This is a genomic window from Sphingomonas sp. GW821-FHT12D09 (genome assembly GCF_058807215.1).
Window position 1 is genome coordinate 1,176,212 of sequence record NZ_JBXAQL010000001.1, and the last position, 22,699, is coordinate 1,198,910.

Genomic DNA, 22,699 nt, shown 5'->3' on the forward strand with positions numbered 1-22,699 from the left:
ATGACCAGCGTTACCAACACGACCAGCACCACCGCGGCCGCCGCGACCGGCACCACCGGCTCGGCCACGGGCCTCAATGCCGATTTCACGATGTTCCTGAAGCTGCTGACCACGCAGATGCAGAACCAGGACCCGCTGAGCCCGATGGACACGAGCCAGTACACGCAGCAGCTGGTGCAATATTCGCAGGTCGAGCAGTCGATGTCCCAGACCTCGACGCTCAAGTCGATCCTTTCGACGCTCGGCACGCAGAACCTGACCCAGGCATCGTCGCTGATCGGCCATGCGGTGGAAGCGGATTCGAACGTCGCCGGACTGACCACCAGCGTGCCTGCGCAGTGGAACTGGACCGCTCCGCGCGATGCCGCCACGGTGGTCGCGACGATCAGCGACGCTTCGGGCAAGGTCGTCGACACGCGCACCGTGAGCGTGACCGGGTCGACCGGCACGCTGGGCTGGGACGGCGAGACCTCGAGCGGCCGCCAGATGGCCGCCGGCAAGTACTCGATCACGATCAAGGCGCTCGACAGCTCGGGCACCGAGATCAGCAACACCAGCGTGCGCAGCATCGGCACGGTGAGCGACGTGCAGCTCGACAATGGCGCAGTCCTGGTGACCGTGAACGGCAACCAGTTCGATGCCAGCAAGCTCACCCGGATCGGCAATTGACTAGGGTATTCCCTGAGGGGACTCGGTTTGGGCACCCCTCGCTTTCTCTCTATATTTAAAGAAGAGAGGCGAGCGGGCGTATCAATCCCCTCGCGACCCGCTCGTCTCTCCACCGGCGCCCCGGCGCCCAGTATTCCTTTCGCTTAAATCAGGGCGGCCCGGTTCTCCTCCACCGGGCTGCCCTTTTTTGTGTCCGGAACCAGGCCAGGGGCGAGGCCCGGCCCCATGCGGAGGCCCGCCAGGGCCTCACAGAGCGGCCTTCATCGCCCTCCCCTTCATCGCTTGCAGGCACAAAAAAGGGGCCGTGAAGGCCCCTCTTTCGGTTGGTGCTGTGTGCCGGCGATCAGGCGTGCGCGGCGCGCAACACCGGGTGGCTTGCCAGCTGGATGATCTGGGTCGGCACCAGCTCGGCACCGTTCTCGACGATATCGAAATCCTCGATCGCACAGCCGGCGATCGCGGCCGGGCTGGTGAGCATCGCGATGCAATCGGCGATCGACGGATCCTCGCGCGGGCCGATCGTGTCGAGCACATCGGCCAGCGTCATGCCCGGCGATGCCAGCGCGCGATCGGCAGCGGCCGACCAGAGCGCGCGGACGTCTTCGACGGCGAGCGTAAGAGACACAGTGAAGCTGCCCGAAGCTTCGATACCATACGCCATGTTACCAACGCCCATTTGTCACCCCTGACCCGTTCGTGTGGAATTTGAGCCTAGATGCCGGAAACCCGGCCGTTCGCGTAGTACGGGCATGCCCCTACGTGGTTTTGCGGAATCTAGTGCACCCGCGCCTCTGCCCGCCGCCCGAGCTCGCGGGCATGGGCTGCGACCAGGCACAGCTCGGCATAGAGCCGGTCCCAGAAGGGCGCGGGAATATCGAGCGCCGGCACGCTCGACTGGTGGAGCGCCAGCGCCGCGCAGGGGTCGAGACCCAGGCGGAAGCGGGTAGCGAAGACACCGTCGATATGCTCATCCGGCAGGCCATGCGGCACGGCCAGGCGCGCCGACATGATATAGCCCGAAAGCACATCGACACCGTAGCCATCGAGCATCACGCGGGGCCGGCCGGCAATATCCGGGCGCTCCAGCACGACCAGCGCGCCCGACGGATGCTCCTCGACGCTGACCTGCAGGCGGCCGCCGAATGCATCGGTGATTTCTCTGATCCTTGGAAACACGCGCGTTAACTCCCTCTTCCCATCATTATAGAGGCGTCAACCAAGGCCGGGTCTGGAGCGGACACGAAAAAAGGGGGCCGGGACTTGCGTCCCGACCCCCTTCGTCAGGGCCATAGACTCCAGGGAAAAGTCTGGCCTTAACGGAACAGCGAGGTGATCGTCGACGGCGCCTGGTTGGCGATCGACAGAGCCTGAACACCGAGCTGCTGCTTGACCTGCAGCGCCTGCAGCTTCGCCGATTCCTTCGCGAGATCCGCGTCGACGAGGTTGCCGATGCCACCCTCGATCACGTCCGAGAGCTTGCTCGTGAAGGTCGACTGAGCGTCGATCTTGCGCGAAGCAGCGCCCAGGGTGCTGAGGCTGGTCTTCAGGTTGCCCTGCGTGGTGGTGATCGTGTCGATCATCGCCTGAGCCGAGGCCTGGCTGCTGATGTTGCCCGAAGCCGAGATCGTGACAACGGAGCCACCGAGGTCGAGACCCTGGTTGGCGACGCTGAGCGAGTCCGGGTTCCAAGCGGTCGTGCCGGTGTTCGAGTCGTTGAGCGACTGGAGAGCCGTCACGGTGCCACCGCCCGAAGCCTTCAGCAGGTTCGTGCCGTTGAAGTCAGACGAGTTGACGATCGTGGTGATCTGGTCACGCAGCGCAACGAAGTCGCTGTTGAGCGCGTCACGGGTCGCCGTGTCGATGCCGGCGTCAGCAGCCTGGTAGGCCTTTGCCTTCATCTGGTTCACGACGTCCGAGATCTGCTCGGCGCCAGCCACCGCCACATCGGTCACGCTCTTGGCGCGGCTCAGCGACGAGGAAACGGCCGCGAGGCCGCCCATGTCGCCACGCAGGCCCTGAGCAATCGTGTACGAAGCCGAGTCGTCCTTGGTCGACGCAACCTTCAGGCCGGTGTTGATGCGGCTCTGAACCTGCGACAGGCCCTTGTTGGTCTCGTTCAGGCTCTGAAGAGCCGCCATCGCACCGACGTTGGTGTTAACCGAAAATGCCATTGTAAAAATCCTTCTTGGATCAAGGGCCGCTTCTGCGACCCGAACCGGAGACGCCGGTTCGCGACGGAGACATGATCGGTATGTCCCGCACACTCATTGTGGGAAGAATTATAGGATGACCAAAATTAGGCTGCGAATTTAGTTGGTTAGCAAAGGGTTAAGGGAAATTCCGGGCCTCCCATGCTCATGATTCCAAGCACTTAGCCCCGGCCTCCCACCCGTCGTCATCCCCGCGAAGGCGGGGATCCAAGGTTACTGTGCCCGGCCAGTTCTGCCTGGCTCTGGATTCCCGCCTTCGCGGGGATGACGGGTGAGCGGCCCCGTCCCACACACCCCAAAAGAAAATCGCCCCGCAGCACGGGCTGCGAGGCGATCCTCTCAATGGTCTGGAGACAGGCTCAGAACGGGAAGAGCGCGTCGTAGATCTGCTGGCCCCAGCGCGCCTGCTGCGCATCGGTGAGCTGGCCCTTGCCGCCATAGATGACGCGTGCCTCGGCGATCTGCGAGTGGCTGATCGAGTTGTCGCGGGCGATGTCCTCGGGGCGGATGATGCCGGTGACGATCAGCTCGCGCATCTCGAAATTGACGCGCACTTCCTGGCGGCCACGGATCATCAGGTTGCCGTTGGGCATCACCTGGGTGACGATGGCGGCCATCGTCATGTTGATCGTCTCCGAGCGCGCGGTGGTGCCACCGCCGGCGTACTTCGAGCCCGAATTGGTCTCGAGCGCGGCATTGGCGTTGCCGCCGAGCACCTTTGCGACCGGCGCGATGCCGAGCAGGCCGCCGACGCCCCCGCTCTCGCTGCCGCCGCGGGTGCGCGAGGTGTTGTTGCCGAGATCGGCCTTGTCGGCGATCTTGATCTTGATCGTCAGGATGTCGCCGGTCTTGTTGGCGCGCTGATCGCGGAACAGCGCGCCGGCCCCGGTGCGGAACAGCGACGCGCCGCTGCCCGGTTGCGGCTGCCCGGGGACTGCGGCGGTGCGGACGACGCCCGACCGGTCCGACGGCATCGCCAGCGACGGCTCGATCTCCGGCACGTCGATCGGCTGGATTTCCGAGAGCTTCGGTGCCTTGCCGACGGCCTTCAGCCGACCGGTAGCGCCGCAACCCGAAAGCGTGGCGGCGATCGCCACCGCGAGAATGATCTTACGCATGTTGTTTTCCCTCAAAACTTCAAGGCGTTACGATACGCACGGTACCCGAGGCCTCGACGACCCCATCCAGCGTGCGGTTGGTGGCATTGGCGACGACCCGGATGGCCTCGCCCTTCGATCCGCCCGCGAGCGCGCGGCCGGAAGCAGTGATGATCAATGCGCCGCTGACGATACGGATCGTCACCGGCTCCCCGCGCCGCACCAGTTGCGGGCGGGTGAGATCGCTCTGGCGGACGACGGTGCCCGCCTGCAGGTTGCGCACGGCTTCCCAGCCCGAAGCCTGGTCGACGGTGAGCGCACCGCGCGCCGCGGCGGCGGGACGCGGCTCGAACGCGAAGTCGCCGCTCTCGATGCGATCGCCCTTCTGCACGGCATGGCCGAGCACCGCGACCGGCACGTCCTCGGGCGAACCGAACGCGAGCAGGGCGAGGCTGAGCAGGCCGAACATCAGCGCAGCTGGCTGGTGGTGGCCAGCATCTCGTCCGCGGTCTTCACGACGCGGCTATTCATCTCATAGGCGCGCTGCGCCGTGATCAGCGCCGTGATTTCTGCGACCGGATTGACGTTCGAGGCTTCGACGAAACCCTGCATCAGCGTGCCGAAGCCGGGATCGCCCGGAGCGCCCGAGATCGGCGCGCCCGAGGCCGAAGTCTCGAGGAACAGATTGCCGCCCTTGGCTTCGAGACCGCCTTCGTTGACGAAGGTCGCGAGCTGGAGCTGACCCAGCGTCTGCGGCGTGGGATTGCCCGAAATCACGGCATCGACCTGGCCGGTCTTCGAGACGGTGACGCTCACTGCGTTCTGCGGCACGGTGATGCCCGGCTGGACCGGGAAGCCGTCCGCGTTGACCAGCTCGCCCTGATCCGAAACGCCGAACGAGCCATCACGGGTATAGCCGGTGCTGCCGTCGGGCATGGTGATCTGGAAATAGCCATGGCCCTGGATCGCCAGGTCATACTGGTTGTCGGTCTGCTGGGCGGCGCCCTGCTCGTTGATCCGATAGATCGCGCCGGTCTTCACGCCCGAGCCGATCTGGATGCCGGTCGGGCTCATCGTCTGGGCGCTGGTCGCCGAGCCGGGACGCACGACCTGCTCGTAGAGCAGGTCCTGAAACTCGGCGCGCTGGCGCTTGAAGCCGGTGGTGCTCATGTTGGCGATGTTGTTCGAGATCACATCGACGTTGGTCTGCTGCGCGAGCATGCCGGTCGAGGCGATGGAGAGCGTACGCATGGACTAGTTCCTTATGCTCGGTTTGTGGGTCAGCCGACCTTGCTCAGCCGGTCGATCGCCGACTTGCGCATGTCGTTCATGCTCTGGGAGAGGTTCTGGCTGGTCTGATAGGCGCGCAGGATCTCCACCATGTCGGTGGTCTCCTGGATCGCGTTGACGTTGGAGCCTTCGATGCCGCCCGTCTGGAGGTGGGTCTCGCCCGAAGGCAGCTCGCGACCGCCGGTGCCGCTGAACAGCCCGTCGCCGCGCGGATCGACGCTGGCTTCATTGAACGTCGTCACGGTGAGGCGGCCAAAGGGACCGCCGGGACCGTTGATCGTGCCGTCCTTGCCGATTTCGATCTGGTTCGCGGCTTCGGCGGGGATGGTGATCGGCTTGCCGCCCTCCCCCAGCACCTTGTTGCCGCTGGAGGTGGCGAGCTCGCCGGTAGGCAGCATCTTGAGCTGGCCCGAACGCGTATAGGCGGTCGAGCCATCGGGCGCCTGCACCGACAGATAGCCATTGCCCTCGATCATCACGTCGAGCGGATTGCCGGTCGGCTGGAAGCCGCCCTGGCTGAAATCATGGGTCGCGCCATAGTCGAGCACGAACGCAGTCGTCTGCGCAGGCTTCACCGCGCTTTCGGTCTTCTCCACATATTCGCGGAAGACCGGCTGTTCGCGCTTGAAGCCAACCGTATTCATGTTGGCGAGATTATTCGCCGCCACATCCATGCGACGGCGGAGCGCCGTTTCCTGGCTGAGCAGCACATAGGAAGAAATGTCCACCGGACGTCCCTCAAAAATTCGCACTAGGCAACAATTGCCGGGCACTGATCCTATAATAGAATGAAATGCACCGGCGCGGTGTCGGCGTGCAGATTTCGGAAGGTCACCAGGGAATGTCGTCTCCGGAAATCATCGAGGAGGGCGCAGAGGCTGTGAAGGCCGCCAAGCCCAAGTCGAAGAAGAAGCTGATCATCATCGGTGCCGCGGCAGGCGTATTGCTGCTCGGCGGCGGTGGCGGTGCGGCCTTCATGCTCTCGGGCGGCAGCGCCAAGGCCGAGACGGCCGAAGGCGGCCACGCCAAGACCGAAGAGAAGAAGGCCGATAGCGGCCATGCCGAGGGCGGTGCCGAAGGCGAAGCCGGCAAGGACGCCTATGTCGATGTGCCCGCATTCATGGTGAACCTGCGTTCGCCCGACGGCCAGGCCCGCTTCCTGAAGCTGCATTTCATGATCGTGCCCGCGGACGGCGTCGCTGCGGACTCGCTGAAGGAGAAGCTGCCGCTGGTGATGGACAGCTTCCAGCCGTTCCTGCGCGAGCTGCGCCCCGAGGATCTCGCCGGCTCCGCCGCGGTCTTCCGGATCAAGGAAGAGATGATGGTGCGCGCCACGGCAACGCTTGGCGACGGCCAGGTGAAGGACATTCTGATTCAGGACCTAGTCCAGCAATGATCGATCTCGACGATTTCGACCTGCCCGAACCCCCGGTCGCGATGGGCGACGTGGGCGGCGGCAGCTTCGACCAGGCGGACATCGATGCGCTGTTCGGCGATTTCGGGCCCACGGTGGGCAAGAAGGGCCTGCGCGCCGTCATCGAATCCAAGGTCATCAGCCATGAGCGCCTGCCGATGCTCGAAGTGGTGTGCGACCGCGTGGTGCGCTCCTTCGCCCAGTCGATGCGCAACCTGACTTCGGACGGCGTCGATGTGAGCCTGGAGGAAGTGACCTCCACCCGCTTCGGCGAGTTCATGAACCGCGTCGCGCTGCCGGCCATGGTCGGCGTGTTCAAGATCGAGGAGTGGGAGAGCTATGGCCTCGTCACCGTCGATTCCAACCTGATCTACTCGGTGGTCGATGCGCTGCTCGGTGGCCGCGGCGGCGGCGGATCGACGATGGTGATCGATGGGCGCGCCTTCACCACGATCGAGACCGGCCTGGTGTCGCGCATGCTGAGCCTGGCGCTGAACGACTTCTCCGAGGCGTTCGCCCCGATCGAGCCGGTCCACATGAACCTGGAGCGCATCGAGACCAACCCGCGTTTCGCGGCGATCGCCGGCGTCTCCAACATCTGCGCCACCGCCACCTTCCGGGTGGACATGGACGGGCGCGGCGGACGGTTCACCCTGGTGTTCCCCTATGCCACGCTCGAGCCGGTGCGCGACAAGCTGCTCCAGCGCTTCATGGGCGAGAAGAGCGGCCGCGACAGCATCTGGGAGGCGCACATGGCCGCCGAGGTGCGCAAGACCAACGTTTCGATGAGCGTTCTGCTGGGCGAGAAGGCGATGAGCATCGCCGACCTGCGTGGCCTCGAGATCGGCCAGACCATCTCGCTCCACAAGAGCCCCGACGATCCCCTCGATATTGCCTGTGGCGGCGTGAAGCTCGCCCAGGGCCAGATCGGCCAGCGCAGCGGCAAGGTTGCCGTGCGCCTGGTCAACGACGTTTCCTCCGACAAGAAGGTGAAGCAATGAGCATCGCGCTACTCGCCAATGTGCTGACGATCATCCTGTGCATGGCCGTGCTCGTGCAGAGCGTCCGGATGATGAAGAGCCTGCGCACCGTCAAGGACGGCGCGCTGACCCAGGTGGTCGAGGCGCTGCAGATCGCCACCGTCCAGGCCCGCGCCGTGCTGTCGGACATGAAGCACACGCTCGGCACCGACTGCGCCCGCCACGCGCAGCTGGTCGAGCGCGCCCGCGAGCTGCGCGACGAGCTGAGCCTGATGACCGGCATCGCCGATTCCGCCGCCGAGCGGATCGTCAATGCGGTGAGCCTGGCCAATGCCCAGCGCAACGCCTCGGACGGCGAAACGGCGGACACGGCGGAAGCCGAAGCCATTGCGGAGGCCGTCGCCAAGATCGCGGAAGCCGCATAATGGCACGCCCCACCCTCCTCCTCCTCACGGCCGGCGTGGCCGGGCTAGCGGCGGTCGCCAATGCGGCGACGATCGCGACCGGTGCGCAGGACAATAGCCCGACCACGACGCGGCTCGGCAATGCGATCACGCAGGACATGAGCGACCGCGATGCCGCCGCCGCGCGGCGCAAGCGCGGCCTCGACCTGCGCGAGCAGGCGGCCAAGGCGGCCTCTGCCCGGCTCGCCGCCGACATGGAGGCGCGCAAGAAGCAGGAAGAGGCGCAGCAGCAACCTGCCGCGGGCGCGAATGGTGCCCCCGGCGCGGCCGGCCCGGCGGACTCGCAGTTCGACGAGCTCGCCCGCATCTATCAGGCGATGAAGCCCAAGGCCGCTGCGGTGGTCTTCGAGCAGCTCGACATGGAAGTGCAGATGAAGGTGGCGCAGCGCATGCGCGAGCGCTCGACTGCGATGATCATGGCGGCGATGACGCCCAAGGGCGCCGCGACGCTGAGCATGGCGATGGCGCGGCGTGGCGCCAAGCCGCAGGCCCAGCCGCAGGTGGCGGGGCGTGCTCCCGCCGGACCGGCGGCCGCTGCCCGGCGCTGAGCCGATCATCTACCCTTAACCGGGAGCGGTTAGGCATTGACGCTCTTCTCGGGAGGGTGGGATGCGCCGAATAATATTTGGAATGGTCCTGATGGGTGCGGTTGTCGTGCCCGCCATGGCCCAGGAAGCCGGAGTTCCACAGCTCACGCCCGACCAGAAGGGCTATATCGTCTACGATCAATGCATGATGCATGCTGCGATCAAGGCGTCGCATACCGATGCCAGGGACGAAGAGATTTTCGGCCTGGCCAAGGCGCAATGTGCCACGACGCGTACGCTGGTCACCAGGGGACAGGAAAGCAATCGCGCGTTCCTGGCGGCGCTGGACGCTGCGGATGCGGACAAGGCGGCCAACTTCCCGGCATGGATCAAGGGTGTGCGGGAGCGCCGCAAGAGCTTCGACGCGCAAGCACCCGCTCCGGCAGCCCCGTCGCGTCCGTAGCGGTTCGGCTGACGAGAAAAAGCCCGTCCCGGCGATCTGCCGGGACGGGCTTTTCTTTGATCCTTGCGGAAATCCGTCAGCCGGTTCGCGCTTCGACCTCGACGATCAGCACACGCACCAGGCCCGGCTCCGTGGTCTTGAGCGCGGCGGTGAGATCATGGTCGAGGCGCTGGGCGTCCACTGCGCGGAGCGCCGACGCGTTCAGCCGAGCGAACTCCAGGCCCGCCGCGATCGTGGCGGAGCGGAGCACCGGCATCTCGTCCGTGAGCTTCTTGGCGGTCTCGTCCGAGCCGGCGTCGATCACCAGCTTGAAGGTCAGCGCGCCATTCACCCGGTCGCTGTCGATGATCGGGACGGTGACCTCTTCCATCGGGACGAGGTGCGGACCTTCGCCGCCACCGCCGCCCGAGGCAAGCGCACCTCCGCCCGGCAGCGGCAATGCCGCGAGGCCCAGCGCTGCAAGCGTTTCGCGTCGCAAATCCATTCTCCGATATCGGTACACGGCGCGCCGTCCACGCGCCCATCCCTCTATAATAGAATGGAATCAGCGAGCAGGTGGTGACTTGAGCTACGATCAACGCCCGGGAAAGATGCGCGTCGTCTCCGACGCAGCCAATCCCAATGTGCGGACGATAATCGACAACCCCGCCCAGCCTGCCAAGGCGGCGGCGGCTGCCGCGCCCGGCAAGGCCGCGCTGCCGCTCATGTCGGCGATCCTGTTCCTGCTCGCCTGCATCGGCGGCGGCGTGGCGATCGCGTTCGTGCGTCCCTTCGGGATCGGCTGATGCGCAACCTGTTCCTCATCCTCGCCGCGGGCGCCACCACGGCCACCGCGCCTGCGCCGCACGACGCCGCCAAGCCGGCCGCGCCCGCGGCGCCGGCGGCGCCTGCCGCCCCCGCCGCGACCATCCCCAACGCCGCCCTGCCCCGCTTCGCGGCCGAGCTCGCGCAGATGCCGTCGATCACCGGCGGCGATGGGTGGAGCGGCATCACCGGCACCGAGGCCTGGCACCAGCTCGCCACCGCCACGCCCGACAAGCGCCAGTTCGTGCGCTGGAGCTATGCCAAGGGCCTGATCGCCGCCGAGCGCGGCGCCGAAGCGCTGGGCGTGCTCGAAGTGATGCGCCTGAGCGACAAGGACCTGGCGCTGGTGGCCCCGTATCAGCTGGCACGCGGCGCGGCGCTCACCCTGATCGGCCGCGATGCCGAGGCAGTGGAATCGCTCGCCTCGCCCGAGCTGGCAAGCAATCCCGAGGCGTGTGCCTGGCGGATGCGCGCGCTGGCCCATTCGGGCGACGCGAACGCAGCCGTGGGGCAGATCAACTGCGCCCGCATCGCGATCAACGCGCGTGCGCCGGGCGACCGGGTGGACTTCATGCTTTCCGCCGCCGGTGCGGCGATCGATGTGGGCCAGCCCCAGCCGGCGCTGCAATGGCTGGGCCTGTTCAACGACCAGAACCCCGAGGCCAATATGCTGCGCGGCCGCGCGCTGCTCGCCCAGAAGGACCTGCCCGGCGCACGGCTGCGCTTCGAGCGCGCAGCGCTCGACGGCAATGCCGAGATAAAGGCCGCGGCGCGGCTCGGTACGATCGAAGTCGGCATCGACGGCCATTCGACGAATCCTGCCGAGGCGATCAAGCAGCTCGACGCGCTGCGCTTCGGCTGGCGCGGCGGCCCGGTCGAGCAGCGTGCGCTGACCATCGAATATGGCCTGGCCAAGGACCAGCAGGACCTGCGCACCGAGCTGAAGAGCGGCGCCACGCTGCTGCGCTATTTCAAGCTGGGCGCCCAGGCCGGCCCGATGCTCGCCGAGCTCCAGCAATCGCTGACTGCGGTGCTGGCACCGGAGAGCAAGGTGCCGCTGGCCGAGGCCGCCGGCCTTTATTGGGATTATCGCGAGCTCGCGCCCTCCGGCGGCGATGGCGATCTGCTCGCCAACCGCCTGGCGGACCGGCTCCAGGCCGCTGGGCTCTATGCCCGCGCCGCCGAACTGCTGAGCTATCAGCTGAGCCAGCGCGCGCAGGACGTGGCGCAGGGCCCGCTTTCGGTGCGCGTCGCGATGCTGCAGATCCTCGCTGGCCGCCCGGACCTGGCGCTCACCGCGCTGCAGACCACCGAGCAGCCGAGCTATACCGACCAGATGCGCTGGGACCGCAAGCGGATGGAAGCCGTCGCGCTCCACCGCCTGGGCAAGGACGACGCTGCCGCGGCAGCGCTGGACGGCGTGCCCGATGGCGCGGCGGTGCGGGCGGAAATCCACTGGCGAACCCAGGACTGGGGCAATTTCGTCACCGAGAGCGAAGCCAGCCTGCCGTCGGCCAAGGCGCTCGGCGCGCCGCAACAGGCCGCGGTGCTGCGCTACGCCGTGGCGCTGGCGATGCTCAATCGGAACGACAAGCTCAAGGGGCTGAACGGCCGCTATGCAGCGGCGTTCAAGGGCCTGCCGACTGCCGGCGCCTTCGAGGCACTGACCGGCAGCCTGGACAAGATCGACCCGGCCAAGCTCGACGCCGCGATCGGCGCGATTCCCGAGGCGAGCCCCGCGGGCGCGATCGGCGATCTGCTCGACGCCGGGGGCTGAACTCCGACTTTCCCTTCCGTGCAAGGGAGGGGCCAGGAGTGGCTTAGAAAAGGTCGGGCTCGATGCCCGGCCTTTTCTTTTTCCGCTATCGACTGGCTGGGCGCCTCGGCTCGATGGGGTCGCGAAGAAAACGAAAAGCCCGGAGCATCGCTGCTCCGGGCTTTCCGTTCATCGGCGCGAGGGACGCCGATCAGCGGATATAGTTGACGAGGCTCAGGCCCGAGAGCTGCGAGAATACCGAGTAGCTCGCCTCGAGCACCGTCTTCTGCTGGGCGAGGTCGATCGCGACCTGGCCGAGATCGGCGTCCTCATTCTCCTGGATCACGTTCTGGAGGACCAGGCCGCGTGCTTCGCCGCGCGCTGCAAGCGTCTCGACCTGGTTCTGCTTGCGGCCATTCTCGGCGTTGACGGCGCGAAGGTCGCCCAGGCCGGTATCGAGCTGCGACACTGCCTGCTTGATCGCGTCCATCTGCGCATCGGTCGCCTTCAGGCCGATGTCGCCGACCGCGCCGAGCGAGCGGAACGCTTCGTACAGGCTGGCGCCGATCTCGCTCGCGCCGACGCCGTAGCTCACGTCCACACCATCGGCCACGCGGGCATTGGCGCGCACAGTGTCGTTATGGAAGGCGCTGGCGCCGGGGGTGGCGGCCGCGTCGGCAAGCGTGTTGACCGAAAAGGGCGCCTGATCGGTCTGGCTGCCGCCGAACAGCGGCGTGCCGCCTTCCGACGCGTTCAGCGAAGTGCGGAACTGGTCGAACGCCGTCTGGATCGCTTCCTGCAGGCCGGCGGCATCGCCCGTACCGACGGCGTTCATCAGGCTGGTGCGCAGGTCCGAAGTCGCGCTCTCGATGCCTTCCATGTTTGCCTGGTACAGCGTCAGCGTGGTGCCGACACGCTTCGACACGGTCGACTGCGCTTCCTGGCGGGCCAGCAACGAGTGGGCCGAGAGGTTGCGCACCGACTCGGTGCCGAGATCGGCGAAGCTCGAGGCCTTCTTGCCGGTCGACAGCTGGGTCTGGGTGATCGCGAGCTTCTCCTGCGCGCGCGACATCGCGCTGGACATGGTGCGCTGGAGTGGAATGGTGGCGACGCGGGTCATTGATGTTCCCTCTTCTTCTCTTATCAGACCATGTTCAGGAGCGTGTCGTACATGTCGTTCGCGGTGCTGATCACGCGCGCGGCAGCCGAATAGCTGTTCTGCAGCACGACCATCTGCGAAAGCTCCTCGTCGATGTTGACGCCGGCGAAGCTGTCGCGGCGGTTGACCGCGTCGTCGCGCCGCGCCGAGGCATCGGCGAGCTGGCCCTGGGCCTGGCTGGCGTTGAGGCCGATCCTGCCCATAAGGTTGCTGGCAAAGGCCTCGACCGTGGACTTGCCGTCCTTGCCGAGGTCGATCGCCGTGCCGAGCTTGTTCACGAAGGCTGTCGCCCCGCGCATGTCGCCCGCGCCCAGCGCCTTGGCGCCGACCGCGACGTCCTGCAGTTGGGCGAGGCCAAGCTTCTTGGGATCGGCGAGGATCTCCGAACGCACCTGCGCGGTGTCGAGGCCGCTCGATGCGCCGGTGAGGCTCATCAGCTGCGACAGGCTGCGGCCTGTACCGAGGCGGTTGGTCGAGTCCGACGGGATCGACAGCGTCGCACCGGCGACGTTCGGCGCGGCCTGGAAGCGCAGGCGGCCGGCGTCGTCGAGCGAGAAGGTGCCGAAGTTGGAGAGCGGGCTGCCGTTGAGATCGTCGACGATGTCGCCGAACGTCCCACCGGCGGTGGGCGCCAGGGTATAGCTGGTCAGCGCCCGGCCCGAACTGTCGCGCAGCACGATCTGCGAAGTCTCGCCCGCAGCAAAGCCATGGGGGTCGCTGCTTGCGAAACCCGAGGGGACCAGCGCAGAGCTATCGCTGCGGACGAGGTCGTTGAGCCCGAAGAATTGCGAGACGCCCTGCCCGCCACGCGCGCTGGGCGCAGTGGCGTCCTGGCCGATCGCGATGCCGGTGCCGGTGCCGTTCGCGGTGATGCTGAGCGCACCATTCGTGAAGCTGGCCGTGCCGGCACCGCCCAGGCCCGTATTGATCGCATTGACCATGTCATCGATCGTCGCGCTCGGCCCGAGTGCGTCGAAATCGACCTTGGTGCTGGCGACGAGCGTACCGTCGGCCTTAGTGACCGCGAAGGTGGCCGCGCCGGTGAAGCCCAGCCGATCGCTGCCGACCATGCCGCTGTTGCGGCCGGTGAGCGTGCTGGGCGGCGGCACGGTGCTGCCGGCGTTGGACACCGAATTCAGTGCCTGCGACAGGCCGGTGAACAGCGTGCCGAGCTGCTCGGAGAAGGCCGGGAGCGCGCGGTCGCGCAGATCGAGCAGGCCGCCGAGCTTGCCGCCGATCGCGGCGGAATCGATCTTGTCGCCGGTCGAGGCATCCGGATTGGCGAAACGGACTTCGATCGCGGGATAGGTGGGCTGCGAACCCGCCCCGGTGGTGGGATAGGAAAGCTGGCGCAGGCGCTTGTCGAGCAGCACCTGGCCATTGGCGCTCTCGATGGTGACGCGGCCGTCCGGCTGATCGCGGACAGTGACCTGCATCAGCCCGCTCAGCTCCTCGATCGCGCTCATCCGCTGATCGGCGGCGCCACCGGAACTGCGGCCAAGCCCGGTAGCCTGGGCGACGGTGCCGTTCAGGTCGTAGATGCGCTTGAGCAGCGTGTTGACCTTGTCGACCGAGTAGCCGACTTCCGATTCCACATCGGAGCGCAGCTGGGACACGTCATGGTCCATCTGCTGCATCGAATCGATCGCGTCCTGCACATCGGCAGTGAACGACGCCACCGTCTGGGTGGAGGCCTGCGACCCGGTCATCGCCACGGCAGAGGCAGTGACTGCGTCAAGCCGTGCCGGAAGGCCGGATGAGGCCCCCGGCTGCCCAAGCAGCGACTGCAGGCGATCCATGTAGTTGGAGGTGACTTCCGACCGGCCATAATCGCCCGAGCGGGTGTAGACCGTGGCCTCGAGGAAGCGATCGGCGACGCGGGTCGGCTCGCCGACCACCACCCCGCTGACCTGGCCACCGACCACGCTCGTCGAGAGGTTGACCTTCTCCCGAGCGTAGCCGGCGACGCCGACATTCGCGATGTTGTTGGAAACCGCGCGGAGACCGGCCTGAGCTGCTGTCAGGCCGGAAACCGCGGTACCGAGAATGTCACTGAGGCCCATCGTTCCTGTTTTCAGCTAGAGTTAGCGCTTGAGGTCGCTGACTTCGCGCAACATGTCGTCGACGGTCGTGATGATCTTCGACGACGCGCTGTAGGCGCGCTGGAAACGGATCATGTTGGTGAACTCGCCCGCCAGATCGACCGTCGAGGCCTCGAGCGCGCTCGAGGTGAGGTTGCCGGCGCCGAGCGAGCCCGGGACGTTCAGCGTGACGCCGCCCGACTGCTTGCTGGAGATATAGCTGTTGCCCGAGACGCGGGTGAGACCATCCGGATTCTGGAAGGTCGCGATCGGCAGCTGGAACACGGCGCGCGTGGTGCCGTCGTCGAAGATCGCGCTGACCGTGCCGGTCTTGCTGATGTCGATCGACGAGAGGTTGCCGAGCATGCCGCCATCGACGTTCGACGAGATGAGCGAGCTCTCGGTGCCGAACTGGGTGAGGCCGTCGATGCCGTCGTCGCTGCCGATCGACAGGTTGATCGGAACCGAGGCGGCATTGTTGGTCCAGGCCGGCGTGATCGGATTGAAGAAAGCCGCGCTCGAGCCGGCGCGATCGAGGCTGCCGTCCGGGTTGAACTTCACCGTGCCGCTGGCGAGCACGCCATTGGTGGCGGTCACGTCGCTGGCCGGCTTCGCGTAGATCTCGCCCTGCCACTCGTTCGGGCCGGTCTTGACGAAGCCCATGGTCACACGGTGTGCGCCGCCCTGCGAGTCATAGACGTCGAACGACCGCTCGAACTGGTTCGCGACGGTGCCCGTCGACAGGTCGCCGACCGCATAGGTGCCGGTATAGGCGTCCGTGGTCGACTGGAGATTGGCGCGCGCCTGGATGCGCGTGGTCGGCGAGGCGGTGCCGATCAGGTCGCTGACACGGACCGGCTCAAGGCCGTTGACGTTGCCGGTGTTGGTGTAGTCACCGGTAGCGTCGAGACGCCAGCCATAGAGATAGAGGCCGCCGGCATTCTTGAGGAAGCCTTCCTCGTCCGGGCGGAACGAGCCCGCGCGGGTATAGGCGACGTCGCCCGTGGAATTGGACGAAGTGCGCGTGACGAAGAAGCCGCCGCCGTCGATCGCGAGATCGGTGGTGCTGGCCGAGGCCTGGATCAGGCCCTGCTTGGAAATCATGGTGACCGGCGCGGCGTTGACGCCACCTGCCGAATAGTTGCTCTTCGCACGGCCGTCCGTCACCATGGTGCGGAACTGGGCTTCGACGCCCTTGTAGCCGACCGTATTGATGTTGGTGATGTTGTCGGCGACCGTCGCCATCGCGGCGGACTGCGCGCTGAGACCGGACACGCCGGCATAGAGAGCGGAATAAAGGCTCAAGACGGATACTCCCTGAATGCCCGCGAAACGCGCACGGGCCCACTCCCTAATTGTAGGATGACCGCAGCGCAGACCCAAAGCGGAGCGGAGAAGAAAGCGTGCTGGGCAAAAATTGCCGGGTGCGACATCCGTGGCCCGAAATGCATCCTATAATACAGCCAAACGAACGAAAGGCTGTTTCCCAATGCTTCGCATCACGCTTCGCGATGGCGAGAAGGCAATCGTCAACGGCGCGGTGATCCGCGCGGTGGGCCGCACCCAGATCGCCGTAGAGAATAAGGTATCGATCCTCCGCGGGCGCGAGATCATGCGCCCCGAAGAGGCGACCACCCCGGCGCGCCAGCTCTATTTCGCCGCCATGCTTGCCTATATTGACCCGACCAGCCGCGACAGCCACCACGACGCGGTGGTCGGCCTGGTCGGCGCGCTGATCGGCGCGTTCGGCGCGCAGGAGGCCAAGTCGGCCTGCATCCGCTTCGCCAGCGAGATCGCCCAGGGCGAATATTACAAGGCGCTGTCCACTGCGCGCGACGTGATCGCGTTCGAGGACGCGGTCATCGCCCAGCAGGCGGCCTGAGGCTCCTCGAGATGCAGACGCTCGCCAGCGCAGCCCGTGCGATCCGGGACATGACCCCCGATCGCCGCTTCGGTCGTGTCGTCGCCGTGCGCGGCGCGCTGATCGAAGTGGAAGGGCTCGCTGGTGCCGCGCAGATCGGCAGCCGCATCGAGATCGCCTCGCCCAACGGCGTGGTCCAGGCCGAAGTGACGGCGCTCGATCGCGAAGTCGCCCTGTGCCTTCCCTTTGTCGATCCGCAGGGCGTGGGCCTGGGCGCGCGTGCCGATCTCGGCGCCGGCCAGTTCAGCGTCCGCCCATCGCAGGCATGGCTCGGCCGGATGATCAACGGGCTCGGCCGTCCGGTGGACGGGCTTGGCCCCCTCCCCAACGGCGCCGACCCCCAGCCGATCAAGGCCTCGCCGCCGGCTGCTGCCAGCCGCTCGCGCGTGGGCGAGCGGATCGAGACCGGCGTGCGCACGCTCGACATGTTCGTGCCGCTCTGCCGCGGCCAGCGCCTCGGCCTGTTCGCGGGCTCGGGCGTCGGCAAGTCGGTGCTGCTCTCGATGCTCGCGCGCTGGACCCAGTGCGACGTCGCAGTGATCGGGCTGATCGGCGAGCGCGGCCGCGAAGTGCAGGAATTCATCGAGGACGATCTTGGCCCCGAGGGCATGGCCCGCTCGGTCGTCGTCGTCGCGACGTCGGACGAGCCCGCGCTGATGCGCCGCCAGGCCGCCTGGACCACCCTCGCGGTCGCCGAGCATTTCCGCGACCAGGGCCTCAACGTGCTGTGCCTGATGGACTCGGTCACCCGCTTCGCCATGGCGCAACGCGAGATCGGCCTCGCTTCGGGCGAGCCGCCGGCGACCAAGGGCTATACTCCCACCGTTTTCGCCGAACTGCCCCGGCTGCTCGAGCGTGCCGGCCCCGGCGCGCCGGGCAAGGGCAATATCACCGGCCTGTTCACTGTCCTCGTCGATGGCGACGACCATAACGAGCCGGTCGCCGACGCCGTGCGCGGCATCCTCGACGGCCACGTCGTAATGCGCCGTGCAATCGCCGAGCGCGGCCGCTATCCGGCCATCGACATCCTCAAATCTGTCTCGCGTACCCTGCCGCATTGCATGGACGACGCGCAGAACGGCACGCGCATCGCCGCGCGCAAGCTGCTCTCCACCTATTCCGACATGGAAGAGATGGTGCGGCTCGGCGCCTACAAGGCCGGCTCGTCGCCCGAAGTGGACCGCGCCGTGGCGCTCGCGCCCGAGATCGAGAAGATGCTCAACCAGGGCAAGGACGATCAGGGCCATGCCGATGCCGCATTCGCCGCGCTCGGCGAGCTCGTCGCGCTGGGCCTGGAGGCAGCCGAATGACGCCGTTCGACACAGCCCTGCGCGTCCAGCGCCGCGAGGTCGATTCCGTCAAGGTGTCGATCAGCGAGACGATCACCACGATCACCACGATCACCCACCAGACCAACGCGCATGAGATCCGCATGCGCGAGGAGCGCGCACTCGCCGCCACCGTCCCCATCGCCAGCGATGCCTGGACGCTGCGGATGAAGGCGGAGCGCGCCCGGCTCGATCATCAGGCGCAGCTCGCCCAGATGCAGCTCACCCATCTGCGTGGCAAGGCCGTCGAGGCCTATGGCACGATGCGCGCGATCGAAGGCGCCGCCGACCGCTTCAAGGACGAAGCCGAGCGCGTCGCCGCCAGTGCCGAGCAGGCACAGATCGATGATATCGCCGCGGCCAAGCTGGTCCGTGCGCGCCGTGAGGCGGAGCGCAACGCATGATCCCGCGCACCAACGAACTGGCTCAGATGAGCCCCGCCAACCGCGCCAAGGTGATCTATTCCACCGCGCAGTCCGAACTTGCGAGCCGCCTGTGGCGCGCTGCGCTCGGCGATGGCGACAGCGACGACAAGAAGAACAACGGCCTGGGCCAGACCGACTTGGCCGGGGATTCGCTGCTCGAGCTGCTCAATGGACAGACCGGCGCGCAGGCAAACGGGGTGCAGGGCTGCAATTGCGGCTGTGCCTGCGCCTGCCACCAGAAGACTGCCGCCAGCGCCAGCTTCGCCGACAATTGCATCGAGGACCTTCGCGGCGCGATCGGCAGTGCTGCCGAGCAGAGCAGCCGCAAGATGGCCGCGGCGATGGGCACCGAAGCGACCGTCTCGGTCGCAAAGGGAGCAGTAGTCTCCGGCCTCGCGCTCGGCGCCAACACGCGCTTCGCCCCCGCCCTCGCTTTGGCCGAGAGCCGCACCGGCATCCCGGCGACCGCGCTTGCCTCGATCGTCGATGCCGAGGCCGCCAAGGGCCAGGACGGCACCTGGAACACCATGTCGCGCAATCCCCGCTCCAGCGCAGCCGGCCTCGGCCAGTTCCTGAGCGGCACCTGGGAGCAACTGGCCGAGACTTCGGGCACCTGGCTCAACCAGGTCGCTTCGGAACGCGGCTGGCTGGACGGGCGCGGCAAGGTCCAGGCCGGCGCGCGCAGCGAACTGCTGGCATTGCGCTATGACGGCCAGGCCTCGATCCTGGGCGTCGCCGATCTCGCCAAGCTCAACCTGAACCGGCTCGAACAATCGGGAATCCGGGTGAGCACCGATGCCGAGACGCTGGCCAAGTCGGCCTATCTCTCGCACCATCTCGGCGTGGGCGACGCGAAGAAGTTTCTTGCCGGCGGGATCGAGCCGGGCCGCGCCCGCATGCTGCTCGCCGCCCAGATCGGCAGCGGCGCCGCCGATCAACGAATCGCTGCGGCGGGCAACGCAACCCAGGCGCACCGCCAATGGCTGCTCGGATTCATCGATCGCAGAATCCGTCCCGCGCAATTCGCCGGTTGAATTATTTCATCCTATAATATTTCTATCGGCGCCGCCGGAACTAGCGAAAAGCTACAAAAAACGCTTATTCTCTGTGCGTTATATCGGAGTTTCCCGCCCAAGGGAAATCTACGGGTGGTAGGACTACATATAGGATTTTAAGGGATCTGTTAAAGGATTAGAGACCATGTTGCTCCTGTGAACGGCGGCCCAGAACTGGCGGCCCGGACGAACAGGGGAATACAACAATGTCGAAGATCACGATCGCTCTCGAAGCCGCAGTCGCTACCGTTATCGAGAACACGCCCAAGGACGTGCCGCAGACCAACCGTCAGCGCGTCTATGTCGATCGTGCCTTCGCCCAGATCCTCAAGCTGATCGCCCCGCGCATCCGCCACTTCGTCCGCCAGTATGGCCTTATCGCCCATTGGGAAGACGCCGAGCAGTGCTGCGCCATCGCAGTGCACCGTGCCATCGAAGCCTATGACCCGGCCAAGGCGCAGTTCACCACTTTCGTGAACTGGCAGATCCGCGGCGAGCTGCAGAGCCTGCGCTTCCGCCTGATGACCGATCAGCGCCCGTCGGCGAAGAAGGTCGAGGCCACTACCGTTTCGCTCAGCGCCCTCGCCACCTCGCCGGACGGCGACGAGATCTCGCCCGAGGCGATGATCGCGGACGAATATGCCCTCGACCGCACCGAGGCCGCCGCTTCCGATTACCTCGCCGAGGGCGCCGTCTCGCAGCTCATCGATACCTATGTCGAACAGCTCCGCAAGGTCGGTGTCGAGGCGCTGCGCCGCCGTCCCCGTCCGAAGCGCGTCGAGGCAGCGCTCCGCCGCACCGAGGGGCCCCGCCTCCGCACCGCTACCCACGGCATCGATCCCGCCGAGCTCGAGAAGCTCGAGGCCAAGCTGAGCCGTGACCGCGAGATCGTGGAACGCCGCGTGTTCCAGACCGCCACGCTCGACGACCTTTCGATCGAGACCGGCGTGACCAAGGAGCGCGTCCGCCAGATCACCAAGCGCGCCGCCAAGGCGATCGCCGAGATCGCCGCCAAGGATCCGCGCTTCGCCGTGATGGCAGAATATGGCCAGCCGGGCGCCGCCAAGCGCCGCCAGTCGGCTCCGGCGTCGCGTGCCGGCATCCTTCCGGATGCGAGCCTGCCGCATAACCGCCTCGCCAGCGTCAGCGCCGTCGATCCGATGACGCTAAGCCCCGCCATCGCCGCTGCCGCCACGCAGCCGGCCGAGCGCGTCGAGGCGGTTCAGCTGGCCATCGCCCCAGCCCCTTCGAGCGCGTCGCTCCACTGATCGTATCGGACCGCTTCCCGGCGACACCATCCTATAATGCTCGGAGGAGAGCATGGAGGAACCGATGCACAGCAATTTCGACTGGCGCGACGCGAAGGAGCCGCACGGCTCGCTGCCGCGCCCCAATCGGCACCTGACCGCGCTGGCGCAGGACGTGGCCCGTCTCGCGCGGCCATTGCTGCCGGCAGGCGGCGACTTGATCCTGGGCCTGGAAGCCACGGCCGACGGACAGATCCACCTGCTGTGGTGGCGCGCACGCGACTTCAAGCGCGTCGCCGCCATCTCGGCAACGCCAGAGGCCTTCTGCCCGGAAGACAGCGATGAAGGCGCGCTGCAGGAAGCGGCGGCGGCGCTGCTCGACTATCTCGGCGGCCGGTGGCCGGCCATGCCCGAAGCACTCGGTGTCGTGACCGACGGGACCGGCATAGCCTTCGCCCCCGATCACCCTGCTCCTTCCGCACAAGGCTGGCTGTTGCGCCACGCCACCGGCGAAAGCACGCTGGCGATGATCCTGGACCTCGATCCGGCGGGTCCGTGCGCGCTGCTTTCGGGTGTGCAATCGGTAGGCTCATTCCACTAACGGAATGGCGTTTACCTTGTATTATCCTTGAATTGCTTCAAGATGCTCTCAGTTTGAGGGGATCGGGCATGGCAAGCGCGAACGGTAAGGGTAAGATGCGGCAGGGATCCGCAGGCGAACCCGTGATCGATTTCTATCGTGCAATTGTATTTCCGAACCGGATGCGCGAGCAGCGGCAACGCCATGGCTTTGCCAAGCTGCTCCGCCTCTCGGCAAAGATTCCCGAGATTCCCTATATTCGTCTTTCCAAGATCGAGCGTGGCGAAGTCATGCCGCGGCCCGACGAACTTCGTCGGATCGCTGCCGGACTGGGCATCGCACCTGCGGATTTGCTGCTCGACATCGACGCGCCCGATTTCGACATCGCCGCCTGGGCCCAGCCATTCGGCGACGGCGCAACGATTGATTTGGAGGAGGAGCGCTTCGCCGTGCTTCTCGGTGCCGCGCTGCGCGCCCGCCGCACGCTCGATCCCGCACTTACCATCGCTGCTATCGAGCGCGATTTCGGCCTCCCGCCGGTCAATCTGTCGCGCGTCGAGAATGCGCAGAAGTCCTTTGCCCGCTGGAACGCCGCAGTCCGCGAGTCGCTGTTTGCATTGTTCGGCGTGGCCGGCGAGGCGGCGCTGCGCCATGACGTGGAGCAGCGCCATGCCGCGGGCCAGCTCGACTCCTTCTTCGCCGGCATCGCCAATCCCGAAGCACGTCATGCCCGCACCCGCGAGCGGCTCGCCGATCTGACCGCGGCGCTGGAAAGCGACCCGTCTGCGCCGGCACCTGCCGCCATTCCCCTGCCGTTGCCGGCGAGCGGACCGGTGGCCGCACTCCATCTTCTCCCTGTCTATGGCGCGCCGCGACCCAACGGGCTGATCGGCCATCAGCCGACCGGCGAGACGGTCGAGGCGCCGCACATCGCCGGCCCCCGGGCCTTCGGGCTCAAGGTCGGCCGCGCGACTCTGGGCGGCGGCTTGCCTGCCCATTCGACCGTGATTGCCGATCCCGATCGGCTACCGGTGCCCGGCGGTCTCGCCGCGCTGCGCGAGGGTGAGGACTGGCGGCTGCTCTCGGTCGCCTCCAGCCGTGACGGGCGAATGATCGGCTACAGCGTCAATCCCGACCTGGAGGTGCCGCTGGACGATTGCGACCCCGCCAGCCTGGCTGCGATCGTCTCCGCCGTCTTCCTCTGATCACCTATCTTCCTCTGATCGCGA

Annotated in this window: 26 protein-coding genes; 15 read left to right on the forward strand and 11 right to left on the reverse strand. The window is 66.7% G+C overall.

Going from position 1 to position 22,699, the window contains the following annotated elements; translation table 11 throughout:
• Nucleotides 1–669: a flagellar hook assembly protein FlgD gene (locus AC1RPL_RS05345; RefSeq protein WP_493068215.1), complete on the forward strand. Its 669-nt coding sequence runs from the start codon at nt 1–3 to the stop codon at nt 667–669.
• 343 nt (nt 670–1,012) lie between these two features.
• Here AC1RPL_RS05345 and AC1RPL_RS05350 read toward each other — a convergent pair whose 3' ends face one another.
• The 7 genes from AC1RPL_RS05350 to flgF all read right to left on the reverse strand — a co-directional run bounded on the left by AC1RPL_RS05350 (nt 1,013) and on the right by flgF (nt 5,994).
• Nucleotides 1,013–1,330, reverse strand: a complete 318-nt coding sequence (locus tag AC1RPL_RS05350) for a hypothetical protein (protein WP_493068216.1) — start codon at nt 1,328–1,330, stop codon at nt 1,013–1,015.
• A 113-nt stretch (nt 1,331–1,443) separates the two neighbouring features.
• A complete protein-coding gene (locus AC1RPL_RS05355; protein ID WP_493068217.1) occupies nt 1,444–1,845 on the reverse strand; it encodes a hypothetical protein in 402 nt (133 codons plus the stop codon).
• A gap of 137 nt (nt 1,846–1,982) precedes the next feature.
• The gene (locus AC1RPL_RS05360) at nt 1,983–2,840 is read right to left on the reverse strand and encodes a flagellin (RefSeq protein ID WP_493068218.1); all 858 of its coding nucleotides are present in this window, start codon (nt 2,838–2,840) and stop codon (nt 1,983–1,985) included.
• Between the two features lie 398 nt (nt 2,841–3,238).
• The gene (gene flgH / locus AC1RPL_RS05365) at nt 3,239–3,997 is read right to left on the reverse strand and encodes a flagellar basal body L-ring protein FlgH (protein WP_493068219.1); all 759 of its coding nucleotides are present in this window, start codon (nt 3,995–3,997) and stop codon (nt 3,239–3,241) included.
• A gap of 19 nt (nt 3,998–4,016) precedes the next feature.
• Nucleotides 4,017–4,445 carry a flagellar basal body P-ring formation chaperone FlgA gene (flgA, locus tag AC1RPL_RS05370; protein WP_493068220.1) on the reverse strand — a complete coding sequence of 143 codons (429 nt, stop codon included), beginning with the start codon at nt 4,443–4,445 and terminating at the stop codon, nt 4,017–4,019.
• On the reverse strand, nt 4,445–5,227 hold the full coding sequence (gene flgG / locus AC1RPL_RS05375) for a flagellar basal-body rod protein FlgG (RefSeq protein ID WP_493068221.1): 783 nt from the start codon (nt 5,225–5,227) through the stop codon (nt 4,445–4,447). The genes flgA and flgG overlap by 1 nt, the downstream gene beginning before the upstream one ends.
• Nucleotides 5,228–5,256: 29 nt before the next feature.
• Nucleotides 5,257–5,994 carry a flagellar basal-body rod protein FlgF gene (flgF, locus tag AC1RPL_RS05380; RefSeq protein WP_493068222.1) on the reverse strand — a complete coding sequence of 246 codons (738 nt, stop codon included), beginning with the start codon at nt 5,992–5,994 and terminating at the stop codon, nt 5,257–5,259.
• A gap of 113 nt (nt 5,995–6,107) precedes the next feature.
• On the opposite strand from flgF, the gene AC1RPL_RS05385 reads away from it, so the two are divergent.
• The 5 genes from AC1RPL_RS05385 (at nt 6,108) to AC1RPL_RS05405 (ending at nt 9,114) form a co-directional block, all read left to right on the forward strand.
• A complete protein-coding gene (locus AC1RPL_RS05385) occupies nt 6,108–6,662 on the forward strand; it encodes a flagellar basal body-associated FliL family protein (protein ID WP_493068223.1) in 555 nt (184 codons plus the stop codon).
• Nucleotides 6,659–7,681 (forward strand): flagellar motor switch protein FliM, encoded by a 1,023-nt coding sequence (fliM, locus tag AC1RPL_RS05390; protein WP_493068224.1) that lies wholly within the window; start codon nt 6,659–6,661, stop codon nt 7,679–7,681. Before AC1RPL_RS05385 ends, fliM begins: the two co-directional genes overlap by 4 nt.
• On the forward strand, nt 7,678–8,085 hold the full coding sequence (locus AC1RPL_RS05395; protein ID WP_493068225.1) for a DUF6468 domain-containing protein: 408 nt from the start codon (nt 7,678–7,680) through the stop codon (nt 8,083–8,085). Before fliM ends, AC1RPL_RS05395 begins: the two co-directional genes overlap by 4 nt.
• The gene (locus AC1RPL_RS05400) at nt 8,085–8,672 is read left to right on the forward strand and encodes a MotE family protein (protein WP_493068226.1); all 588 of its coding nucleotides are present in this window, start codon (nt 8,085–8,087) and stop codon (nt 8,670–8,672) included. Before AC1RPL_RS05395 ends, AC1RPL_RS05400 begins: the two co-directional genes overlap by 1 nt.
• A gap of 91 nt (nt 8,673–8,763) precedes the next feature.
• A complete protein-coding gene (locus tag AC1RPL_RS05405) occupies nt 8,764–9,114 on the forward strand; it encodes a hypothetical protein (protein ID WP_493068227.1) in 351 nt (116 codons plus the stop codon).
• 76 nt (nt 9,115–9,190) lie between these two features.
• Here AC1RPL_RS05405 and AC1RPL_RS05410 read toward each other — a convergent pair whose 3' ends face one another.
• Nucleotides 9,191–9,592 (reverse strand): hypothetical protein, encoded by a 402-nt coding sequence (locus tag AC1RPL_RS05410; protein ID WP_493068228.1) that lies wholly within the window; start codon nt 9,590–9,592, stop codon nt 9,191–9,193.
• Nucleotides 9,593–9,677: 85 nt separating this feature from the next.
• Here AC1RPL_RS05410 and AC1RPL_RS05415 point away from each other — a divergent pair, with 85 nt between their 5' ends.
• Nucleotides 9,678–9,899: a hypothetical protein gene (locus tag AC1RPL_RS05415; RefSeq protein ID WP_493068229.1), complete on the forward strand. Its 222-nt coding sequence runs from the start codon at nt 9,678–9,680 to the stop codon at nt 9,897–9,899.
• Nucleotides 9,899–11,695 (forward strand): hypothetical protein, encoded by a 1,797-nt coding sequence (locus AC1RPL_RS05420; protein ID WP_493068230.1) that lies wholly within the window; start codon nt 9,899–9,901, stop codon nt 11,693–11,695. The genes AC1RPL_RS05415 and AC1RPL_RS05420 overlap by 1 nt, the downstream gene beginning before the upstream one ends.
• 190 nt (nt 11,696–11,885) lie before the next feature.
• On the opposite strand, the gene AC1RPL_RS05425 is transcribed toward AC1RPL_RS05420, so the two are convergent.
• From AC1RPL_RS05425 to AC1RPL_RS05435, 3 genes are read right to left on the reverse strand one after another with little or no spacing between them, the layout of a single operon-like run.
• Complete coding sequence (locus AC1RPL_RS05425) at nt 11,886–12,794, reverse strand: flagellin family protein (protein WP_493068231.1); 909 nt, start codon at nt 12,792–12,794, stop codon at nt 11,886–11,888.
• 23 nt (nt 12,795–12,817) lie between these two features.
• Entirely contained in the window at nt 12,818–14,896 is a 2,079-nt protein-coding gene (locus AC1RPL_RS05430; protein ID WP_493068232.1) for a flagellar hook-associated protein FlgK, read from the reverse strand.
• A 21-nt stretch (nt 14,897–14,917) separates the two neighbouring features.
• A complete protein-coding gene (locus AC1RPL_RS05435; RefSeq protein WP_493068233.1) occupies nt 14,918–16,219 on the reverse strand; it encodes a flagellar hook protein FlgE in 1,302 nt (433 codons plus the stop codon).
• Nucleotides 16,220–16,403: 184 nt separating this feature from the next.
• On the opposite strand from AC1RPL_RS05435, the gene AC1RPL_RS05440 reads away from it, so the two are divergent.
• From AC1RPL_RS05440 to AC1RPL_RS05470, 7 genes are all read left to right on the forward strand, one after another.
• Nucleotides 16,404–16,796 carry a flagellar biosynthesis repressor FlbT gene (locus tag AC1RPL_RS05440; protein WP_493068234.1) on the forward strand — a complete coding sequence of 131 codons (393 nt, stop codon included), beginning with the start codon at nt 16,404–16,406 and terminating at the stop codon, nt 16,794–16,796.
• An 11-nt stretch (nt 16,797–16,807) separates the two neighbouring features.
• Nucleotides 16,808–18,145 carry a flagellar protein export ATPase FliI gene (gene fliI / locus AC1RPL_RS05445; RefSeq protein WP_493068235.1) on the forward strand — a complete coding sequence of 446 codons (1,338 nt, stop codon included), beginning with the start codon at nt 16,808–16,810 and terminating at the stop codon, nt 18,143–18,145.
• The gene (locus tag AC1RPL_RS05450; protein WP_493068236.1) at nt 18,142–18,567 is read left to right on the forward strand and encodes a hypothetical protein; all 426 of its coding nucleotides are present in this window, start codon (nt 18,142–18,144) and stop codon (nt 18,565–18,567) included. The genes fliI and AC1RPL_RS05450 overlap by 4 nt, the downstream gene beginning before the upstream one ends.
• Nucleotides 18,564–19,622 carry a peptidoglycan-binding protein gene (locus AC1RPL_RS05455; RefSeq protein ID WP_493068237.1) on the forward strand — a complete coding sequence of 353 codons (1,059 nt, stop codon included), beginning with the start codon at nt 18,564–18,566 and terminating at the stop codon, nt 19,620–19,622. The genes AC1RPL_RS05450 and AC1RPL_RS05455 overlap by 4 nt, the downstream gene beginning before the upstream one ends.
• A gap of 227 nt (nt 19,623–19,849) precedes the next feature.
• Complete coding sequence (locus tag AC1RPL_RS05460; protein WP_493068238.1) at nt 19,850–20,911, forward strand: sigma factor-like helix-turn-helix DNA-binding protein; 1,062 nt, start codon at nt 19,850–19,852, stop codon at nt 20,909–20,911.
• A gap of 64 nt (nt 20,912–20,975) precedes the next feature.
• Nucleotides 20,976–21,491: a hypothetical protein gene (locus AC1RPL_RS05465; protein ID WP_493068239.1), complete on the forward strand. Its 516-nt coding sequence runs from the start codon at nt 20,976–20,978 to the stop codon at nt 21,489–21,491.
• Nucleotides 21,492–21,613: 122 nt separating this feature from the next.
• Complete coding sequence (locus tag AC1RPL_RS05470) at nt 21,614–22,675, forward strand: helix-turn-helix domain-containing protein (protein WP_493068240.1); 1,062 nt, start codon at nt 21,614–21,616, stop codon at nt 22,673–22,675.
• Nucleotides 22,676–22,699 lie beyond the last annotated feature (24 nt).